Source organism: Frisingicoccus caecimuris (genome assembly GCF_004340975.1).
GTDB classification, from domain to species: Bacteria; Bacillota; Clostridia; order Lachnospirales; family Lachnospiraceae; genus Frisingicoccus; species Frisingicoccus caecimuris.
This window is the reverse complement of the sequence record NZ_SLXA01000003.1, coordinates 80,690-102,621: the sequence shown is the minus strand read 5'-3', so window position 1 is coordinate 102,621 and position 21,932 is coordinate 80,690. Positions and strand designations below refer to the sequence as shown.

General features: G+C 41.2%; 15 protein-coding genes and 2 pseudogenes. All 17 read right to left on the bottom strand.

Translation table 11 applies throughout. The features are described 5' to 3' along the window. Positions 1-27 precede the first annotated feature (27 nt). Positions 28-1,437, bottom strand: a complete 1,410-nt coding sequence (locus EV212_RS04565; protein ID WP_132089563.1) for a sensor histidine kinase — start codon at positions 1,435-1,437, stop codon at positions 28-30. Then, complete coding sequence (locus tag EV212_RS04560) at positions 1,427-2,131, bottom strand: response regulator transcription factor (RefSeq protein ID WP_132089560.1); 705 nt, start codon at positions 2,129-2,131, stop codon at positions 1,427-1,429. The genes EV212_RS04565 and EV212_RS04560 overlap by 11 nt, the downstream gene beginning before the upstream one ends. A 779-nt stretch (positions 2,132-2,910) precedes the next feature. Next, positions 2,911-3,267: a hypothetical protein gene (locus tag EV212_RS04555; protein ID WP_243115457.1), complete on the bottom strand. Its 357-nt coding sequence runs from the start codon at positions 3,265-3,267 to the stop codon at positions 2,911-2,913. Beyond that, complete coding sequence (locus EV212_RS04550) at positions 3,251-4,183, bottom strand: nucleotidyl transferase AbiEii/AbiGii toxin family protein (protein ID WP_132089557.1); 933 nt, start codon at positions 4,181-4,183, stop codon at positions 3,251-3,253. Before EV212_RS04550 ends, EV212_RS04555 begins: the two co-directional genes overlap by 17 nt. Beyond that, positions 4,183-4,791, bottom strand: a complete 609-nt coding sequence (locus tag EV212_RS04545) for a type IV toxin-antitoxin system AbiEi family antitoxin domain-containing protein (RefSeq protein WP_028087997.1) — start codon at positions 4,789-4,791, stop codon at positions 4,183-4,185. Before EV212_RS04545 ends, EV212_RS04550 begins: the two co-directional genes overlap by 1 nt. Before the next feature lie 239 nt (positions 4,792-5,030). After that, positions 5,031-5,381, bottom strand: a pseudogene (locus tag EV212_RS04540) (23S rRNA (uracil(1939)-C(5))-methyltransferase RlmD); the annotation flags it as partial. A 27-nt stretch (positions 5,382-5,408) separates the two neighbouring features. After that, positions 5,409-6,431 carry a virulence RhuM family protein gene (locus EV212_RS04535; protein ID WP_132089554.1) on the bottom strand — a complete coding sequence of 341 codons (1,023 nt, stop codon included), beginning with the start codon at positions 6,429-6,431 and terminating at the stop codon, positions 5,409-5,411. A 16-nt stretch (positions 6,432-6,447) separates the two neighbouring features. Further along, positions 6,448-6,600 (bottom strand): hypothetical protein, encoded by a 153-nt coding sequence (locus tag EV212_RS13420; protein ID WP_165873298.1) that lies wholly within the window; start codon positions 6,598-6,600, stop codon positions 6,448-6,450. A 42-nt stretch (positions 6,601-6,642) separates the two neighbouring features. Then, entirely contained in the window at positions 6,643-7,377 is a 735-nt protein-coding gene (locus EV212_RS04530; RefSeq protein ID WP_132089551.1) for a hypothetical protein, read from the bottom strand. 155 nt (positions 7,378-7,532) lie between these two features. After that, positions 7,533-7,844, bottom strand: a pseudogene (locus EV212_RS04525) (hypothetical protein); the annotation flags it as partial. A gap of 171 nt (positions 7,845-8,015) precedes the next feature. Beyond that, positions 8,016-10,025, bottom strand: coding sequence for a DUF262 domain-containing protein (locus EV212_RS04520; protein ID WP_132089548.1), 2,010 nt, complete (start codon positions 10,023-10,025; stop codon positions 8,016-8,018). A 1-nt stretch (position 10,026) separates the two neighbouring features. Beyond that, on the bottom strand, positions 10,027-11,718 hold the full coding sequence (locus EV212_RS04515; protein ID WP_132089545.1) for a DUF262 domain-containing protein: 1,692 nt from the start codon (positions 11,716-11,718) through the stop codon (positions 10,027-10,029). A 62-nt stretch (positions 11,719-11,780) separates the two neighbouring features. Next, positions 11,781-13,262: a 23S rRNA (uracil(1939)-C(5))-methyltransferase RlmD gene (rlmD, locus tag EV212_RS04510; RefSeq protein WP_243115455.1), complete on the bottom strand. Its 1,482-nt coding sequence runs from the start codon at positions 13,260-13,262 to the stop codon at positions 11,781-11,783. A 145-nt stretch (positions 13,263-13,407) separates the two neighbouring features. Then, complete coding sequence (gene rbr, locus EV212_RS04505; RefSeq protein ID WP_334295608.1) at positions 13,408-14,028, bottom strand: rubrerythrin; 621 nt, start codon at positions 14,026-14,028, stop codon at positions 13,408-13,410. A 21-nt stretch (positions 14,029-14,049) separates the two neighbouring features. Beyond that, positions 14,050-16,305 carry a thiamine pyrophosphate-dependent enzyme gene (locus tag EV212_RS04500; protein WP_132089536.1) on the bottom strand — a complete coding sequence of 752 codons (2,256 nt, stop codon included), beginning with the start codon at positions 16,303-16,305 and terminating at the stop codon, positions 14,050-14,052. After that, positions 16,302-17,402, bottom strand: a complete 1,101-nt coding sequence (locus EV212_RS04495) for a 2-oxoacid:acceptor oxidoreductase family protein (RefSeq protein ID WP_132089533.1) — start codon at positions 17,400-17,402, stop codon at positions 16,302-16,304. Before EV212_RS04495 ends, EV212_RS04500 begins: the two co-directional genes overlap by 4 nt. An 81-nt stretch (positions 17,403-17,483) precedes the next feature. Then, positions 17,484-21,863: an acyl-CoA dehydratase activase gene (locus EV212_RS04490; protein WP_132089530.1), complete on the bottom strand. Its 4,380-nt coding sequence runs from the start codon at positions 21,861-21,863 to the stop codon at positions 17,484-17,486. Positions 21,864-21,932 lie beyond the last annotated feature (69 nt).

Genomic DNA, 21,932 nt, shown 5'->3' with positions numbered 1-21,932 from the left:
CTGGCTTCTCCGTATCTTAATTTCATCTTAATTTGCAGGGACCAGAATTAAAAATTCCGTACCCTCGCCTGGCTTACTCTTAACTACAATATCTCCGCCGTGGAGTGTGACAATCTGCTTTGCGATTGCCAGGCCAAGGCCACTGCCCTCTGGCTTTTCTTTGGTATTTGTTCCCCGATAATACCGATTAAACAGGTTCGATTGTTCTTCCTCGCTCATACCCACACCATTGTCCCGGATAGAGATGTGAATACCACTTTCCTGTGCTTTTGTAATGGATATGGTCACTTTCGTTTCCGGGGGATTATGAACCAGTGCATTGACAATCAGATTTTGAACCGCCCGCCGGAACAGGTCGGGGTCAACCGCAGAAGTAAACTCCGGCAAATTACTTTCAAATTCTAAATCACGGCCGGAATAGGTCGGGTCGTTTGTAATATCAATCACTAACTCCCTTAGATAACGCACCAAACGTACCTGCCTGGGGTGAAATGGAAAGGCCCCGGAATCCAGTTGGTAGGTCAGCTTCAAATCATTTATCAGTTTTTCTACATGATCGACATTTTTCAGAATAATAGAACCATATTCCTGTACGGTCTGGCTTTCCGCTGCGGCACCATCCGCAAGTAATTCCGCATAACCCTTAACAGGAGATAGCGGCGTTTTCAGATCATGTGTAATGTTAGTAATCCATTCCTGACGTGCCCGCTCTGTACTTTCTTTGAGCTGGTCACTCCGCTGAATCTCCGTATCCATTTTGTTTAGTGCGGCATAAATGCTGCTGAAGATGCCTTTTTCCTGTGAAGACCGATAGGTGCGGAGTGAAATACTTTCGATGCCTCTTGTGATTTTTCCCATCTGACGGGTAAGCCAAAAGCCATAGACAAGAAATGCGGCAGCAACCACACAGAGGACAAAAAATATCGCCATACGGAATATAGGTGAAAGACGCCCGACGGTCTCACCATTATAGTACAGCATATATTTTCCAATGGGGTAGGGGAATCCAACAAGATAGTTATAGACTTCCCCGGACGTTTCATAGCTGCTCACAAAAACTGTATTTCCATTCTCGTAACCACTCGTTCCAAATGCGATCAATTCAGACACAGAGTAGCTTGTCGGGTAGTTCTCCGGCTTATGATAAGAGAAAATTTCCTGCCCGGATTCATCAATCACCTGAATCCATAAACCGTATTCGTCCAGTCGTTCCAGCCCTATGTCTTCTATTTTCAGTTCCCCATCCTCATATTCAATCCAGGCAGAAAAATTCTCTGTAAAACGGTTCGGCCAGTTAGCCAAACTCAAGCCCTCCGGTTCGGGAATCGAAAAAAGATAATAATAGAGACCGATTGCCGCAACAGCAGCCAATAATACCAGAGAACAAAGAAAAACGAATATTCTCAAAAGAGGATTCATCTTGTGTTTACTTTTCATAAGGGTTCACCAACTTGTAGCCCAAGCCTTTCATCGTAATAATGTATTGTGGCTTTGTAGGGTTGTCCTCCAGCTTCTCGCGCAGATGCCGGATATGCACCATGATTGTATTATCACAGCCGAAGCCGTCCTCTCCCCAAACTGCTTCATATAAACGCTCACGGCTGATCACCCGTCCAATATTTTGTGACAGATAATGCAGAATTTCAAACTCTCGGGCAGTAAGTTCCAATTCTTTTTCATTCTTCATAACCCGGCAGCCCTCTGGATCGATTACTAATTCTCCAATCGTGATGATATGCTTCTGTACTGGTTCCTGTTTATATTCAGCACGGCGCAATTGTGCCTTAACTCTATATGCCACTTCTTTCGGGCTAAACGGTTTTGTTACATAGTCATCCCCGCCAACAGCCAGACCAAGTATTTTATCTAATTCATCATTCTTAGAGGAAAGGAACAAGATTGGACAATGTGAGAACTGCCGGATTCGTTTGCATACTTCATAGCCGTCAATCCCCGGAAGCATAATATCCAGAATAATAACATCCGGCTGAATTTGCTTGCAGATACTTACTGCATCAAGCCCGTTATCAACTTTCGTAATATCGTAATACCCTTCTCTGTTGAGAGCTTTTTCAAGCAGATTTAAAATATCCACCTCATCATCAACGAGCATGATTCTATATTCATTCATCTCATATCCACCTTCCCAACTGTGACATTTGTTTTTATCATTCTAATCTGTAAAGTATATCATCGTGTCCTTAATGTGTTCTTTGCGTAATCTTAAATTAACCTTAATTGATACCGAATAAGCAAGTCAAACCACCCTGAGCTTCCGGGAATGTTCTGAAAAAATGAAAGAGGCCAGTCAGACCCACGCCATCAATAGTACCATTGGAAATATTGCTTTCATGAATACATCTCTAAATCTCATCCTTATCATCCGCCTTTCTTACTATCACACTCTAACAATCAAATAGCCACTAATTTTCAAATTTTTCCCGAAAACGCAAAAGAGCTGCCAACACTTCCGCACATCAGCAACTCTCCCTATAGTCCTGTTTAATTATGATGTCTTGTTCTTTTCCTTCTCTGCATCTTTGATTCTATAGTAATCTTCCATATCCAGACTCAATTATATATAAGTATCAGGTTTTGATTTTCGGTTGCTCAAGAGGCAGACCGTTTCCACATGCGGTGAAAGTTATTTCTTATACTATTTAGAATTAGTATCCCCTTATGCTAAATTGTTTTTATCACCGTAGGAGGATAGGCAATTAGTAAACGGCAAAGAGTATTTACTGCTTCTTCTAATACCGTCTATTGAAGTTTTGGCAGCTTCAATCGTAAAGTTATCTAATATTTCCAAAAGACGACTTTCGTCATAAGAGTCACCGAAAATTCTATTATATTGATTCCTGAATGTTTCTTCATTTTTCTTAGAGATAGCTCCTATATCTTTTAGGCGTTTTAATTTCTCAGTCTTTTTTTATTATTCCAACTATGAAACGAAGAATCACTTTGAATTGTAGCTGTAGTACTGAGTATATAATTAGAAAAGTTTTTTACACGCTCATAGTCTACATACCAGTTTGCAAGTGTCTTCCAAAAATCTATATCTCTGTCCGAAATAGATTTATTACCAAAATGATGTTTTACTTTTCTCTGAAAGCGACCACCCACATCATTCATAATGCTCACATCACCATTTGTCTCAATTTGCAGAGTATCGCCATCGTTCAATTCAAAGCAATCTCTTAAAGCTATTAGATACTGGTATATATCACCAGCTTTTTGCAATGTTGCATCATTAACTGCTCTTGTCACGGTCAATAACTCCCTTCAGATTTGACCATTTTCTCGCATTGCTTTTCCAGATATTTTGCCATTCTTTCTCATTCACTATCGCATCAAACACAGGCTCAAGAAAAGTCTGGATTTCCGCAATAACAAATGAAAACTCAAGCGTGTTCTCTTTTATGGTTTTCAAAAAGAATTTCCAACGCTTCTGCATATCTTCATCATCGGCAAGTGCAACAACACGCTTAAAACTGTCTCTATCATAGGGAGTACCACGCCGCTGTAAGGTTTCAAATACAGCTGCCTGCAATTTTGCACCCTCAAAATCGAATGTCCTTGAGAGATAATAAATATCATAAAAATCTTTCATTCTGCCTGTCAATTCAAAGCGTTGCAGTATGGCATCAAACTTCTCGGCAATGGTGCTTTCAAGAGAATAGGTTTTGATTACAGGTGCTTCAAAATCAGGAAGCTGAGTGTTGATTGTGCGTTCTTCGGCACGGGGGACTATAGTATCACCCACGCCTATATCAACATTAAACGGCACACGCACATTTTTTATTTGAGCAATAATCTGCGTACTGATACCGTGATATTTTCTTTGCGGAGAAATTTCCTCAAAGCCTTTTGCTCGCATTTCTATATAATCGTTACCTGTCGGTGTGTCGATGATTTTACAAATCAAATCTTTTACATCATCTATTGAATTAGAGTATCCACGGAGCAGGAAATCGACATCAATGGTAGCTCGACTTTCAAAATTGGTTAGAGTATAAATAAACAATCCACCTTTGAGTATTAGTGTATCCTCACACCCAGATTTTGATAACTTTCTCAAAAATTCTTCCTGCACAAAAAGTTGTAAGCATTGCTGATAGCTGATATCAGAGGCTTTTGCTTTATTTCTCAGCTTTGCCAGAACGGAAGCTGCTATATCTGCCATTACAACCACACTCCAATTAATTCTTTTACACGCGTTTGAACACGCAAAACCTTCGCATATTCTATAAGATTCGGTATATTCTTTTTCGGGTCTTTAACATAGCCCTGTACTGCTTTATTAAAAACCTCCTTATCCATCTTGTTCATATTTCGCAGCACATCGCAAATAGTACGGTCACGGTCATAAATGCGGACTTTGTGGAAATCAATTTCACCTTCGGTTTCGCCCAGCGTAACCAACTCTGACTCTACACGATATGCCTTTATAAACGGATAATCGATTTTTGTTCGCCGCTTAGAGACATTTTTATCTATTGCAAAGTTCCATTCAGCAGGATTTCTGTCACTGTATCTATAATAGAATAGGGCAGTCTCCATACAGAGCACTGCATCGGGAAACAATCGATTGATAATGACAACTTCACTTTCTCCATAATCTTGAGTCCAGTGATAGTAACCTCGCCTGACTCTTTCAATCAATCCTTCGTCTAAAAGTTGTTTTATATCTGCATAGTATAACTTTGAAGCTGTAAGTTCAGCAGTAGTCATAACATAATTATGACTGCTAAACAACATTCTCAGTGTCTCAATATCTTTATTCTGAAGCATATCTTCACCTCTATTTAATCGCCCCTAATTAAATCAATGATTGGGCACTTTACTATATTATATTTGATTTTTCTCTTTAAGTCAATAATAGCAAAGTGAACGCTTTCAATTGTATCAATTAGGCAGTTTAGTACAAAATCTGTCCTCCGCTTTTATAACCAAATAAAATATTGGTCAACGAAAAGACAAATATGTAAAAAAATAAGCGTACCACTGTTTTTATGATACGCTCATCATTATTAAATTACCTCAAAATGCTTCAATGCATCCTTTGTTGCTTCAACCTTCTCTGGAGTCGGATGCTTTCTCGGCTGTTTCAATTCCTCTACCGCATTAGGAGCATCGTACATCAGCAAGCCCAAATCTCTTTTTACCTCTGCGATATATGCGGTATGCACTTTGAAGCCATATTTTGCTTCTATGTACTCCTTAACCATTTTGTAGGTCACTCGCTCTTTCGGCTTGTACGCTTCGGCTCTCTTGGCGATATTATCAAGCGGCACTTTGCCCTCACCCACGCCAAACTCCTCTTTTACGTTGATTACACTATCGGTTTTTTTGTGGGAAAGCATTACAACCGTCTCAACATGATTATCGTTGTCCAAACTTATTTCCTGTTAATTCTTACTTTTTTTCTTCACTGTACTCTGAATATTTTTAATACTTTCCAAATATTCTTTTTCAACCGGCGACAAGTTCTGTGCCTGATATTTCCTATACTCTTCTGTTGCTTTTTCGATTGCCTGTGTATGACTAATCGTTCCAGCTTCCTGCAACACCTTTTCTCCTGTAGTTTTTAAAACATTATCAAGGTGTTCCACATAATCTGCCATATACATAGGATTGTGACGCATAGCTTGAATCTCCGCAAAATCAAAATATCCCGATACAATATTATTTAGGATTTTTAACTCTTCATCATTGAGATAATTTTTTGCAATACTGACATCTTTCAATACAGGAAAATCACCAGAAAAACTTTTTAATCCCATAAAAGGCTGACTGGCATCCGCACGCTCATATATAACTTCTGCCGCTGTATGTCCGTGTGCTGCATAATGTAATTTATTTTGCACCATTTTAAAAAACGCAATGGATTCACTACTCTTGGGATTATAGTCAACACTTGTTGCATAAAGATCAAGCACCTGTCGGTACATAACTTTTTCAGATGAACGGATATCCCGAATACGGTCTAATAACTCTTTCCAATAATTACCGCCACCCAGATTTTTCAGCCGTTCATCATCCATCGTAAAGCCTTTTATCATATACTCTTTCAAACGTTCAGTAGCCCACCGACGGAAATTAGTAGCAATTTTAGATTTTACTCTATATCCAAGAGAAATAATCATGTCAAGATTATAGTGTGTTGTATTATAGTTTTTTCCATCAGCCGCAGTTGTTCGGAATTTCCGAACAACTGAATCTTCTTCCAGTTCTCCTTCTTCAAAAATATGCTTGATATGCTCACTGATATTAGATTTGCTGGTTTGATAAAGCTCACATAATTGCGCCTGCGTAAGCCAAACACTCTCATCTTCAAACTTAACATCAATTTTTGTATGCCCATCCTCCGTTTGGTAAATGATGATTTCGCTCCCTAAGATATTGGAATTGTCTTTTTTATTCCCCACCATGCATGCATTTCTCCTATCATTCTACTGATTTACAGCCCTCCAGGAAATCCGAATATATGTTCTTTTTGATTCTACCATTATGCCGCTCTAAAATCAACAAACAATTAACATACTGCTTGGCTGCAGCTATGGCATTAAGCAGTCCCTTTTCGTTATCTTGTACGCACATATAAGTATCTCCTTATTTATTGAAGTTTTTATTTATATGAAGTCATTCATCCCATGTGTTACTACTTTGCTCTGAATAGTCATTCTCTTTTTTCTCTATATTCTTTCCTGGTATATGAAATGTAGAAAACAGTGGTAAGGCTTTCTTTTCTGAACTTCCAATTTTCTTTTGTTTCTTATCATTCAAAAACGCTTCCTGCTCCCGTCTCAGCCTCTCGAACTCATATATAGCGTCTGCAACTTGTATCCCATTGCCATAGAAGCAAAATGCGTCATTCGCTTTAATAACAAGTGCGGTAATGTATTCAACGCCAGGAGTCGTTATTTCATTCAATTCAGCGTATAACTTGTCCTCTTTATAGACCTCCGCTGTTCTTCCGTCATCCCACAGCATCTTAGCTGGTATGTCATCAAGATATGCCGTAAATGCTCTTCCCGCAAGATTGACACATTGATACTTTTGTCGCTTAAAGGCTTTTAACTTCAATTTGTCCGCAATTGTATAAATGACTGCACCACTAATGTCTTTTCCCAATGCTTCTTTGAATGTTTTCGCCTTATATTCGCCCAACTCAGACTTGTGACCCTGTTGTCCGATAATGGCTGCATAAGGCTCCATGTAAGCAAATTCATATTTCTTTCCCGATATTGCCGACATCAATAACTTCTTGGATTCACGAAACACCGGACGGAAAATAAATTCCACTTGGATCGTCCGAAAATCCTTGATTGCAGAGATGGCAATGCGTGTTCCACATATATTAAAATATTCAGTCATAAACAATTCCCCCTATTCTCGCTTGTTTTCATTGTAATGGAACGTAGGATTAACGTCAATTTCTCCAACAAAATTTCCTTTTGGAATTATGCTGAGAGCACCTGCATAAAAGGATTTGTAAATCATGCGATGCAGGATTACTTGTAGACACCCATCTATATCATTGCAAAATGTTTCAACGCTTTCATAATCGCCTTTTCCTTCTCCGGCGGGCATTGCGGTTGCTTGACATCTTCAGACTTCGGCTTATTATAATTCTCACGCTCGATGATACCGCACTTCTGTTTCACCTGTGCGATATACAGGCTACTGACCTTCAAGCCGGTATGCTCCAGCACATAATCCTTGATCTCTTGATAGATAGCTTTCTTCTCCGCATCGGTCAAATCCAGCTCGTCCATATCCAGCTCAACTTCAATATGCTGAGTCGATTTTAGTTTGGACAATAAACACACCGTCTCAACATGAGTACCAAATCAGAACATATCCCCACAAAATCATGGAAATATGGGCAATATTTATACAGTACTAATACTGCTCGTGCGTCCCTTTTCTAACAAAATATAGATTTCATCAATTTTGCACCACACTGATGCAAAATTCTTACGATTAACCTAATTATACTCTTAAATTTCATATTATTCTATTTTTGTTCCACCATCTATATCACGTGGACGTCTACTTTTAAGCAAATAGCAAAATGAATTATCATCTGGGATGGCAATATATTTTGAAGTTCCACTTAATAAAGTCTCTTCCTTAATTAATCGCCTTTTCCAATTAGGCATATCCTTTGGGAAAATAAATTCCCTTAAAATTTCATCATATGTTTTTTCAGTGAGCAATAATACCAATTTCTTAAAATACTCTTTATAATCACTCCCGATGAAATACTCTATTTCTCTAAATTGAACAAACAATTTACGTTTAACAGCTTGTCCAACATTCCAATAAGACCACCAGTAATGATAAAATTCATATTTCCCATCTACTTCAATTGTAAGCATGGTTCTTCTTAATTCATCAGTAAGTTTATCTTCACTATTAAAATAGTCACTAAATACATTACAAACTTTCCGCAAAATATCCCACTCTATACTATTGATATCTCCATTATATCCTGCACATTGTAATGCAAATGTGATGCGACCTCTTAACAATTCATTATCTTCAATTTTGAAGAGCAATTCTTTATATTGTGGATATTCCTGAATTATATTCGCTTTCACAATTTCTTCCTTGATTTGTTCTTTTGCAAATGTAGATTTAACAGGAGTAGTTGATAAATACTCATATATATTAGAACATCCCGAAGACAATTCATGTACTAAATTAATTGCACCTACGAATGTATCTGGGCTTCTAACAATATCGGGTCTTTTTCCATCAGAATCAATATCACCACGTGAAACAATATTACGCACTACCCTAATCCAATCCTCAAAACTAGTTTGGTCAAACAAACTCCCACAATGTATCAAGTATTCCGTTTGCGCAAAGAAAATAACTTTATGAGTATAAGACGATGTTGCAGTTCTAGGATTACTTCCCTCAATTAATACCTCATGGGTAATACTCTTTTTAGGTGCATGCCGCCATAAACAAAAAGGTATGTTCAATATTTGTAAATCTATTGTGCTATACAATTCATAACAAATACATATATAATTGAAAGTATCTTCATTAATATAGTCTACTAAATTCCTTGCAAAAGAATCTTCTTGTGTTCTTTGAATAATTTCATTTCTCTGCTCTGGTTTTACTGCAAGTTTTCCTAATGCCGCATTTGTCATCACAAGTGTTGAAATCAATCTCATGTGTGATATATCCACGCTATGTTCATATTGGAAATTATTCCATATAAAGTCGGTCCAATATGTATCTATTTTTAAAGAAAAACAATCGGCAACTTTTTTTCCTTCTTCCCACTTATGCCGAAGAATCTTTGACTGTAATTCCGCTTTTAAATTTTCAAACGGAGTCAATAATCGTCCACGAGCATTCATTTTTATATACAAATCATCTGATAATCCGAAATCTTCCAATATTAAATAGTAAAAAGTAATTATATTCTTTTTGGTTAATAATTCCCATAAATTAGGTATATCCTTGAATTCATGATGAATATCATCAATTGTTTTTAACATAGCTCGAATGGTGCTATCCTGTTTCCATGACAAAAAGAACCAGTTAGAGTCTTCAATAATTTCTCTTATAGATTCATCTCCATTATCAAAATTTATAGGTTGCACAACTAATTCTCGGCAAAATTCTCTTGAAGAAATTCTTGTTTCATATGTAAAATGTGACAGTATTTCATTTATCTTTTTATTCTCATCAAGTTCCTTCTTGTATGCATACCAATGTAACAAATACAAAGTCGTCAATCGTTGTTGTCCATCTAACGGTTGAAAAATAGATAACTTTTCATTGTTTTCATTTACTACATTTCCGTATATAAAATCCAGGTTTAATTCCTGAGAATTTAAAATAGCATTTTTTATTGCCAAAAGAAAATTAACTCGTACAGTTTTATGTTCTTCTCTCCCTTGAGCGTAGTCTCTTTGTATGATAGGTATTTCAATCCGAAACTTATTTATCAATTTCCAAAACGAAAGATTTGATGCATTTTTTGATTCCTTTTCCATATTATTCAACCTCCATGTATTGGTTTAATACCATTGCCAAATCATCCTCATATTTTTGTCGATCATCCTCTGTCCAAAACGATATTTTCGGAGGATAATCGCTAAAATATTTTAGAAAAGTGTTTTTCGTACATAAAGGTACAAATCCTCCACTTTTATCTCTTTCAATTATTGTTTTTCTTTTAATTGGAAATACGGCATTTTTGTAACTTCTATTTGTAAATGAATCCAATAATGTAAGATTTGAAATACCATTAATATCTTCAATCACTCCTGTTTCCTGGTTGATTATCTTATAATTAAAATGATCATTTACCTGTTCAAACAACTGTTCAAATTCAGTATCATCATAAATATCACATGAATCTATATTTTTTAAAATATTCTTCCCGCCAGGAACACTTTTATCAACATATGGTTTTACATCATTAAGCCATTGTTTTCTCTCTGTTTTCTCAGGAATAGCATCTTTAAGCGAAGCAATATGCTCAATGTCCCATCTCTCTACTTTAAATGCATCAAAAGGAAAATATGATCTATCTTTATCGTTTTTAAGCATGGTTATAATATTGTAAAGTAGTAAAACAGATTTTGTTTTACTATCACCATATTGTAATTCCGTGAGGTGTGTTTTTTTATAATATGTTTTTATAGCATTATCCAGATAATCAGAAAAAGCATTTTTACTCATAGAATATGAATTCTCATACAAATCTGAAATGCTAAGAATTTTTACATATAAAACAAATCCAATTTTATGATACCATTCTCGCTTTTTAAACCATTCATCAAACCGTTGATAATGGTCTTTAACTTCCTTCCAATTAAGGTTAAGATTCTCCTGATCATGTTTCTGCATCCTGTTATTAAAAAATCTAAACGTCGCATAAGAATCTGCTTTTTGTTCTCCAGACATAAGATCAAAAATCAATTCAATACGATTATCTTGTTTTTGGACATCACTAAGAAAATACCAAAGTCTATCATCTTGAAGTCCATTTTCAATAGTATCCCATTCTGCCGCAATTTCAAATTGTCGCTGGCGAATTCTATCTGCATCTTCTTTTCCATAATTTGAACTATTCAAAAACAACGCTTTTATAAGTTCAGAATTCGTCAAACTAATTTTTCCAATATTAAGCCTTGAAAAGACAGGTATTGTATCTAATTCAGATGTTTCATACCATATAAACCTTGTATTAAATTTTATTTTTGATCTAAATGCGCCCTTATCAAAATCTTGATCTTTTTTTTCAAACCACTCCTCAATTGTTTTGTATGCCCTGCTAATATAATAAAAATCTATATTTGTATCGTTAAGTTCTTGAGGCTTTTTTAAGAAATCTTTTGTCCCTTTCCTAGTTTCATAATCAATTTCAAAAAGTAAATCCCTTTTATTTTCAACAAAATCCTGATTTAGATAAAAAAGGATAAGGTATACAGTTGTTAATCGTTGCTGACCATCAATTAATTCATAATCATCACTCAACCTCTTTTTCACAACAAGTGGTTGAAGGCAATACCATGTCTTTTCGTCACTATTAGGAATTTCCCTTGGTCTAAAATCATCAATATCATTCAACAAATCTGATACTTCTTGTTCTGTCCATCGATACCCCCTTTGATATGCTGGAACAAAAAAGGAACACTGACATAAATTATTTACGGTTTTTAAACACAGATTATTTTCCATACATATTTCCTCATCTTTTTATCAAAATTTTTGTAGCTTAATTTATAACAAATCTTCTCGCTTTAGATAATTTTATAATGCTTTAACGCATCCTTTATCGCTTCCACTTTCTCCGCCGTCGGATGTTTCTTCGGCTGTTTCAATTCTTCTACCGCATTAGGAGCATCGTACATTGGCAAGCCTAAATCTCTCTTTACCTCTGCGATATATGCGGTATGTACTTTGAAGCCGTATTTAGCTTCTATGTACTCCTTTATCATTTTGTAGGTCACTCGCTCTTTGGGCTTGTAACTTTCCGCTCTTTTAGCGATATTATCAAGCGGAACTTTTCCCTCACCTTCGCCAAACTCAACTTTTACGTTGATATGTCCGTCTGGCTTTTTGTGGGAAAGCAGTACTACCGTCTCAACATGTTCCGTGAAAGGAAACATATCTACCGGCCAGACGCCTTCTGCCTTGTACCCTTTTTCCTCGAGCCATTTAACATCTCTCTCTAAGGTCACCGGGTTACAGGAGACATAAACAACCGTCTTCGGACTCATTTTAACAAGAGAACTCAAGAAAGCTTCGTCGCTGCCGCTCCGTGGTGGGTCCATCAGCACCACATCCGGAAGGCGGACGCTCGAATCCCGTCGGGCCGCGTCAGCCAGCCTGACCATAAATCTTCCCGCGTCTTCACAGACAAACCGGATATTTTTAATGTTATTGGCTTTGGCATTGCCGATGGCATCCCGAACCGCATCCCGGTTCAGTTCAACCCCAACCACTGTATCCACATGATCGCTGGCCACTATACCAATGGTACCGATACCACAATAAGCATCAATAACATATTCTTTTCCGGTAAAACCGGCAGCATCGATCGCCTTTTTATACAGGATCTCCGTTTGAACCGGATTCACCTGATAAAAAGACTTGGCGGAAATACGGAATTTTTTACCGCAGAGCATGTCTTCAATATACCCCTTGCCGTATATAACTTTCTCCCTTTCGCCAAGGACCATACTCGTCCGCTTATCATTTATATTGTGAATGATTGTCGTAATCTGAGGATATTCTTTTAACAACGCTTTGACAAAATTGTTTCGGGATGGGAACACGGGAGAAGCCGTGACAATCACAACCATCACCTGTCCTGTGGCAAAGGCTCTCTTCACAAGGACGTGACGCAACAGACCATAGCCCGTATCCTCATCATATGTTTTAATCTTAAAAGATTTCGCCAGCTTACGTATCGTTCCGATGATCTCATCCGCCAGCACATCCTCAATCATACAGGATTCTACCGGGATGACCTGGTGCGTTCCTTCTTTGTAGACACCGGAAATAATATTCCCCTTTCTGTCCCTGTCAAAAACCGCATGCACCTTGTTCCGGTAGTGTTTCGGGTCCTCCATTCCCGCAATGGGATAAATCTTGCAATACTTACCCATCAGCTTTCCCACCATTTTTTCCTTTATCTTCAACTGTTCTTCGTATGGTACGCCCTGATAACGGCAGCCGCCGCATTTTTTATGTACCGGACAGATTTCTGTTTTACTCATTTTAGTAACCATTCCTTTCCAATATTTATGTTACAATAAAACAGAAGTGAATACAAGTGAAATGACCGCCGCACAGTGAAATGCTCGTTTTGATCAACAGATTTTGAGGGAACGGCAGAATCCCATCTGTCGTTCCCTCCATTTTTTAGCAGCCGCAATGGCAACCAACCTGAGAGAAATCAAAAGGCGCCATGACCTGTCGGATAAAGTACCCCTGATCATGCCGGCATACCGGACATGCCTTCGGTGCTTCTTTGCCAGTATAAATATAACCACAGTTTAAACACATCCAGGCGGTCTCCTGATCAGCCACGAAAAGTTTCCCCTGTTCCATGAGCTGTGCAAAATGCTCAAAGCGATCCGCATGGGTTTTCTCAATAGCAGCAATATTGTGAAAAAGATTTCCAATCTGGTCAAATCCTTCCTGTTTTGCTGTATCTCCAAAATGCTTATATACATCGTCGTATTCTTCCAGCTCATTGTGCTGCGCCATACGAAGCAGTCTGGATACTTCAGGGTCAATATCCACCGGATAACCGCCGTCGATGGCGATGGTCTCTCCGGCCATATCCTTCAAATGACTGTAAAATAATTTGGCATGTTCTTTTTCCTGGTCGGCCGTAAATGTAAATACAGTTTCAATCACATACAGGCCGTTCGCCTTTGCCTGGGAAGCTGCCATTGTATACCGGTTTCTTGCCTGACTTTCACCAGCAAATGCCCGCATTAAATTTTTCATTGTTTCACTTTCTTTGAAATCCATAATTATTCCTTTCTGATTTTAAATCTATAACAACGGATGTTCGGAAAGGGCTTTCAGCCGTTCCCATCGTCTGTCAATTTCCTTCTGAATATTTTCTGTAACACCTCTATACTGAGGTTTGATCAAATGACGTGTCCGCCCCATCATTGCGAGCCAGTCAGCTACCGGAATTTTTTTATTTGATTTTTCCGGATTATAGCTCAATGTGGTCTGTCCCTTTTCCACCTCATAAAGCGGAAAATAACAACAATCTACAGCTTTTCCGATAATTGTTCGCTCCTCATCCGGTTTATCGGACCAGTTAAGCGGGCAGGCCGACAACGCACGAATATATGCCATCCCTTCAGACTTGGCATAGACCTGAGCTTTGGCTGCCTTTTTTACAAAATCCGCCGGATTGGATTCTGCTGCCGTCGCCACATAAGGCATACCGGTAGCCGCCATAATAGCCGCCGTATCTTTATGGAAAAAGCTCTTTCCATACTGCTCCGGTCCCACATGGGATGTGGAACTTTTTGCTCCCATCGGTGTCGAATAAGACAACTGATAGCCCGTATTCATATATCCGCCATTATCATACTCTAACAAGATCAGATGGCTTCCCCTCAAGGCTGCGCCGATGGCCGAACCAAGACCAATGTCCATACCGCCATCGCCACTGACCATGACAAAGGTAATATCTCCTTCCGGATACTCGCCCCGTTTCTGCCGCTGTTTAAACATTTCCACCACACCGGACAAGGTTGCCGCACCATTTTGAAAAAGGTTATGAATATAAGGCACTTTAAAGGATGTCTTCGGATACCCGGTAGTTACCACCATGCCGCAGCCTGTCTGAAAAAGCATCACCACATGCCCTTCAATCCCCTTCAGCAGAAGATTCACATTGACCGGAATACCGCAGCCCGGACAGGCGCCATGGCCCGGGCTGAGTCGTTTTGGCATAACTGTCAATTCGTTGATCCGGGCGTTTTCAATCTGAACATGTCCATTCTCCGGATTCATACTCCGGCGGATAATTCCCGGTGATGCTGCCTCCTTCGTGATCGGCTCATAATACCGCATATCTTCCCGGCCGCCAAAACCTTTCGTCACACCGATATAATCGAAGGATTTTGCTTTTGGATTCTCCCCTTCCTGAAAAAGCATTTCCGCATCATCGGCATAAAAATCCTTACCTCCAAGACCGTAAATCCGACTGAGCACCCGAATATCATCATTACCTTTACCAAAACTTTGAAGCATGGCCTTAATTTCCAATGTCATATTTCCGCCGCCAGCGCCATAACTGTCCTGCCGGTCAGCGACAATAATTGTCTTCGCATTTTTACAAAGGGCATAAAGTTCTTCTGCCGGGAAGGGACGGAGTACGCTGGCCGTAAACACACCAACCTTCTTTCCTGCTTCCCGAAGCTTATTCACAGCGGAACAAACTGTGTGATAGGCAGAACCAAGAATAAAAACAGCGGTCTCCGCATCCTCCATCTGACTTTCCTGAACCGCTCCATAACTCCGTCCGGAAATTTTTTCATACTCTTCGTATATGGTCGGGAGCCAGTTAGCCGCCGATCTCATCGCCTGATGGAGCTGGTATTTATTATTGATAATGTCCGGCTCGTTCATATAAGAACCGATGGTGATCGGATGGTCCATATCCAACAAGTCCGCCTCCGCCTCCCGTTTGCCTATGAACGCCTGAACGACCTCATCTGACTCAAAGACCATACAACGCCGCTTCTGGTGACTTGTAAAAAAACCGTCAAAGGCAACGATAACCGGGAGATTTACCTTTTCTGCCAATTTCAGTCCACAGATATTCATATCATAAACCGCCTGAGGCGTATCAGCAAAAAGAATGATCCACCCGGTATTTAAAGCATACATAATATCACTGTGGTCTCCTTTGATTGAAAGCGGACCGGAGACTGTCCGGCATGCCACATTCATCACCATTGGAAACCGGGTACCTGATTGGACAGGCAATTGCTCCAATGCGTACAAAAGACCATTCGCGCTGGTCGCATTGAACACACGACCGCCACAGACCGATGCGCCATAACAGATTCCTGCCGCGCTGTGTTCACCCTCAGCCGCCACCAGGGAGATATCATGAAGCCCTTCTGCCTTCATGGCATCCAGATTTTCCGCAATCTGAGTCGACGGTGTAATCGGATAGTACCCCATCACATGATAATTAATCTGTTTAGCTGCATAGGCCGCCAACTCATTGCCGCTGTCAAAAAGCACTCTCTGCGGCTTAACTTCTGTTTTTTCCATCATCTGACACCTCCGTCATTCCGCCGTTCACTCATATAACTTTCTCCGGTAATCCAACCATCCGACGCCTTCTGTGTCCAATGAATATTCGAAGCCACCAGATCTTTGTCCGGCACAAACCACTGTGGATCCGGATGCTCCGCCTCCACCCCGACAACCAGTGCATTTACCGGACAAACGGAGACGCAGCGAAGACAGCCTTTACAATAGTGATAATCCAGGCCCCGATTCATCATTTGTTCCTTCCCCTTATAGGTTCCCTTTTTAAACTGGAACACCATATCCGGACATGTGGAGTCGCAAAGGCCGCAATGAATACATTTCGACTCATCAAACAATGGCATATAGCCGCTTCGGGATGGCGAAAGATCATTGGATGCCATACTGCCCGCCAAAGGATTTATTCCGCCGATCGGTGCATTTTCATAACCCCAAATCAACTTTTCCTGATGTCCCTCCGGAATGATTCCCCCGTTTCCTTTCCCGCGAAACTGACGAACCATCTCATACCCGGCCATAAATCCGTTTTGATTGATCTCCAAAAGATCCGGATACTTTTTGCCGACAGTTTCTTCAATCAACTTTCTTCCACAGGACATAAAATCCCGGCTTTCCCTATTCTGCCCCTTTACGATGTCTTCATCTTCCAATGCTTTCATCATGGCTCCGAGCATGATCATATTGATGCGGCTTTTCGTGCGCATGGCAATGGAGATGCCATCCAGATAATAAATCTCCCCTGAAAGCCACGGATAATTTTGTATCAGTGCCTCTGCATTTTTTTGTGTATTAATGACCATTTTGCGCGGCATTTCTAAAATATCCGGCCACGGATATTTCATCAGAATATTTTCCTGAAAAATACCAAGAATGTCCGGCTCCCGCACCGGACTGTTGATCAATATTTCCTTATCCCCATCGCACCAGCGTATAAACGAACTGACGGGTGAACCCCGTTTTTCAGAACCATAACTGGAAAACGCAGCGCCGTTAAGTCCGAGATATTTCACGCCCAGTTCACCGAGCATTTTCCCACACAGGTTGGCTCCCAGACCGCCCAGACTTTCCAGACGGATTTCAAAATAAGCCTTGTCCTTCATATTCCATTCCTGCCTTCCCTTGGTTTAGAGCTAGTATGTGCCATATTTTTTCCAAATATACACAAAAAGACACACGCCGATTTAAAAATCGTCGTGTGTCTTTGCATTCATGATCAACATCTGCAAACGGTTTTCCAGATTGGCAAAGCTGACATCCGGGTCATAATCCAATGGCAGAATCTGGGCATCCGGATAAATCTCTTTCAATCGTTTTGCCACACCACGTCCGAAAACATGGTTCGGCAGGCAGCCAAAAGGCTGCAGAATAACAAAATTCCGACAACCGTGTTTCGCGTGGTGAAGAATTTCACCCGGAATCAATACCCCCTCGCCGGCATCAAAGGTGTGATGCATGATCGGGTCACTGTCTTTGACCAAATCCGGCAGACGGCAGGCCGGTTCATACAACGGATGACGTTTTGCAATAGCGTCGGTCATATTGTGAGCCAGCTCAAAGAATTCATTCGCCGTATGAAACCAAAGTTTTTTCCCAAAAGGCCGTTTCAGATGATACTCCCGAATCTGGGAATCAAGAACAAAGTAAATCTTCCGGATGACATCGGTCATTCGGGCCTCAATAATCTCAAAACCGTTATGCTCCAGATAATCTTCAATATCGTGATTGGCACCCGGATGGAAATTCAAAAGATACTCACCCACGATCAATACTTCCGGTCTCCGATGCAGCCGATCATAACGAACTTCCTTCATAAGATCAATAGCCCTGGAGAATCCCCGTTTTGCCCCAAGTATGCCATGGTTCTGCAAACCATCAACAAGAGCATCCATCCCTTTCTCAAAAGCCCTGTTGGCACTTCCCGGCTCCAACTCATAAGGCCGTATTTTCCGAAGCAGTTCTTCCAGAGCATCAATCATCGGAAGTGCAATGGCAATACGCAGCGCCGAGAAAAGGTTCATTCGGAATCCCGGATGCAGATTGTGATAATCTTCATCATCGTTGGTCAAAATCGGTACATGGGCATATCCTGCATCATCCAGCGCCTTTCGAAGCAGAGCGCCATAGTGGGTCAGACGGCAATCACCAATATACTTTGCCATGCCGATGGCCACTTCTCTATCATCATATTTTCCACTCCGCAGGGCAGCCAGCGCCTCCCCAATGACAATCTGCGCCGGAAAACAAATATCATTATGCACATACTGTTTTCCTAAACGAATGGCGTCTTCCCGTCCAATATCCAAAGGAATCGCCTTTACATGCTGAGTACACAGAGCGGCCGACATGATACGACAGAAAGCATGGGAGGTATTCGGTACAAGAACAACCTTTTCTTTCACACCCTTCTTCGTCAATTTTTCCGGATAAGGGTCTGTCAGCTCCTCAATGCTCATTTCCTCATTCTGTCCCCGCCGCATAGCGACGGTTTCCACAAAGGAGCGGACACGGATACGCAAAGGTCCCTGAATATCGCTCTCATCTAATTTCAATATCAGCGGTATTTTTCCTGAAATTGCCTTCATCATGCGGATGATCTCATCCGACAGATAGGCGTCATGGCCGCAGCCGAAACTGACAATCTGTACATACTCCAGATGGGGGCTCTGCGCCGCCATGATGGCCGAACCAAGCATCCGGGCGTGATAATTGTTCACCACATCCAGACGACTTCTGCTCAAATCTACTTTTTCCAATCCCGGTAACGAATCTACTGTCAGCACCGGAATGCCCAAACGTGTAAACATAGCCGGCAGATCATGATTGACCAGAGCATCATTCTGATATGGGCGGGAAGCAAGAACAACGGCATAAGTGTCTTTACGCTCCACTTCATCCAAAATCGCCCGGGCAGCCGTCGTCAGTTCCTTATGAAAACTTTCCTGGGCCTCATCCGCCGCCTGAATGGCCGACGTTGTCTGTCCCGGTAAAATTCCAAAAGTTTCCTTCATATATCCGATCAGCTGTCTGTCCCGGTCGACCTTTCCATACCAATGGAATAAAGGTGTATCAAAAGGTACGCCCCACCGTTTTTCCGGATTATCCGAGTTCCGAATCACAAATGGATAGCCTTTGACCACTGCGCACATGGATTCGCTGGTCTTTTCCGTATTTTCCGAAGTTACTGTTGTAATGGACGGCATAAAAATCCGGTCCACCTTCTTCTCCACCAGGTTCCGGATATGACCATGAACCAGCTTGGCCGGAAAACATACCGTATCCGAAGTCACTGCTGACAATCCGTTTTCATACATCCTGCGGGTACTGTTATCCGATATCTGTACCTTAAATCCAAGAGACTTCCAGAAAGTTGTCCAAAACGGCATCGTTTCCCAGAAGGATAAAACCCTCGGAATACCAATGGTCACCGATTGTTCCGGTAAAATTTCCGGTGCAGGATATTCTTTAAATAACAATTCTTCACGAGTTCGGAACAGGTTCGGAATCTGGTGGACCGCCTGTTCTTTTTCCCGAAGTTTCTCACGTACATCTGTCTCGCGGGGATCTCCGAGAATTTCTCCCCGTTCGCAGCGATTATTCGTGACCCAGGACTTTCCATTAGAAAAGGTAACAATCGTCCGTTTACAATGATTTGCACAAAACGGACATGGGAAGTTGGATTCCTGGGAATAGGAAAAATCATCCATGGCATCCAGACCGATAAAGGTTTTCTCTGTCTGTCCCGCGCTGAAGCGCTCCTTAGTGAGCAGCGCCACACCGATGGCCCCCATAATTCCCGGGTAAGGCGCCCGAATAACCTCTTTTCCGATATACTGTTCCATAGCCCGCAATACCGCATCATTCTGGAAAGTGCCGCCCTGGACCACGATTTTATCACCAAGGGAATCCAGATTAGAAATACGGATAACCTTGGTAAATACATTTTCTATGATGGAACAACAAAGCCCGGCCATAATATCCGCCGGTAATTTTCCGTTACGCTGTTCCGTCACAATACTGCTGTTCATAAATACCGTACACCGGCTGCCAAGGGCTGCCGGATTTTTGGAAGAAAAGGCGGTTTCGGCAATTTCCTCCACCGGAATATGTAACGAGGCTGCAAAATTTTCAAGGAAGGAACCACAGCCCGAAGAACAGGCCTCATTAACTACAATATTGGTAATAATCCCGCTGTCCAGCCAGATTGCCTTCATATCCTGCCCGCCGATATCCAGAATAAAGGTGGCGTCATCCACATACTTTTCGGCGGCTCTTGCATGGGATACGGTCTCCACCACATGACACTCGGCGCCAAAAGCTTCGGCAAAAAGCAATTCGCCATAGCCTGTCGTTCCCACGGCAATGATATCCAGCCCCACTCCGGCTTCCCGGTAGCTGTTCCGAAGTGAAATCAATGCCTTCTTTGCAACATCCAGGGGATTCCCCTCATTCGGTGCATAAAAGGAATCGAGAATATTCTCGTCCTCATCCATCAAAACAAACTTTGTCGTTGTGCTTCCCGAATCAATGCCCAAATAAGCATGAACCGTCTGCCCCCGTTCCGGTTTTTCTAAATGATTTTCCGGCTGTTTGTGTCGTTTCAGAAAAGCCTCCTTTTCTTCCGTTGAAGCGAAAAACGGTTCGGCATGGCTCATAGCCTGACCGGCTTCCACGATACGGTTTTCCTGCAAAAGCTTTAAAATCCGCGGCAGCGAAACCTTCCTTTCATCTTCTGCAAACATCGTATCGAGTGACAAAGCTGCCCCATAGGCAATCATAATTTCCGGATGATCCGGTATGATCGCCTCTTCCGGTGACAAATTTAACCGTTCTATAAATACTCGGATCAATGTCGGATTAAAGGTGAGAGGACCACCCTCAAAAACGACTGGTTTCTCAATATCCAATCCCTGGGCCAGACCGCCAATGGTCTGCTTCGCAATGGCGTGAAAAGCAGACAAGGCCAAATCCTGTTTCGACACGCCCTGATTCAGCAGAGGCTGAATATCTGTTTTCGCATACACACCGCACCGCCCCGAAATATCATAAACACAGGTACCTCTGGCCGCAAGCTCATTAAATTCTTCAATCGGAACCTTTAAAATTGATGCGACTTCATCAATAAATGCCCCTGTTCCTCCGGCACAACTCCCATTCATACGCATATCCGCCACATTGAGCGAATTATCCGCCGCATCTCTGCTGAAAAATATCATCTTTGCATCCTGACCGCCAAGCTCTATGGCCGTACGGATATTGTCATAACGCTCTTTAAGAGCAACTGAATTCGCCACAACCTCCTGAATATACGGCACATCCAGGCTCTCTGCGATCAGTTTTGCTCCGGAACCCGTCAGGACCAATCGAACCTGAGCTTCCGGAAAATGTTCAATTAATTGATTTACAGCGTGGTATACACTTTGAACCTGAGCGGCATTATGCCGTCGGTAGTCGGAGAATACAATATCCCTGCTCAATGCATCGACCGCAACGATTTTCGTTGTCGTCGAACCCACATCCACGCCAACAAGAAGCTGCGCTTCCGGTATTTCCTTATTTAACATCTTTTGTACACTTTTCCTTACTTATCCTGAATACAACAAGGCCTTTCGACAACCTGCTCTACGGCAAAT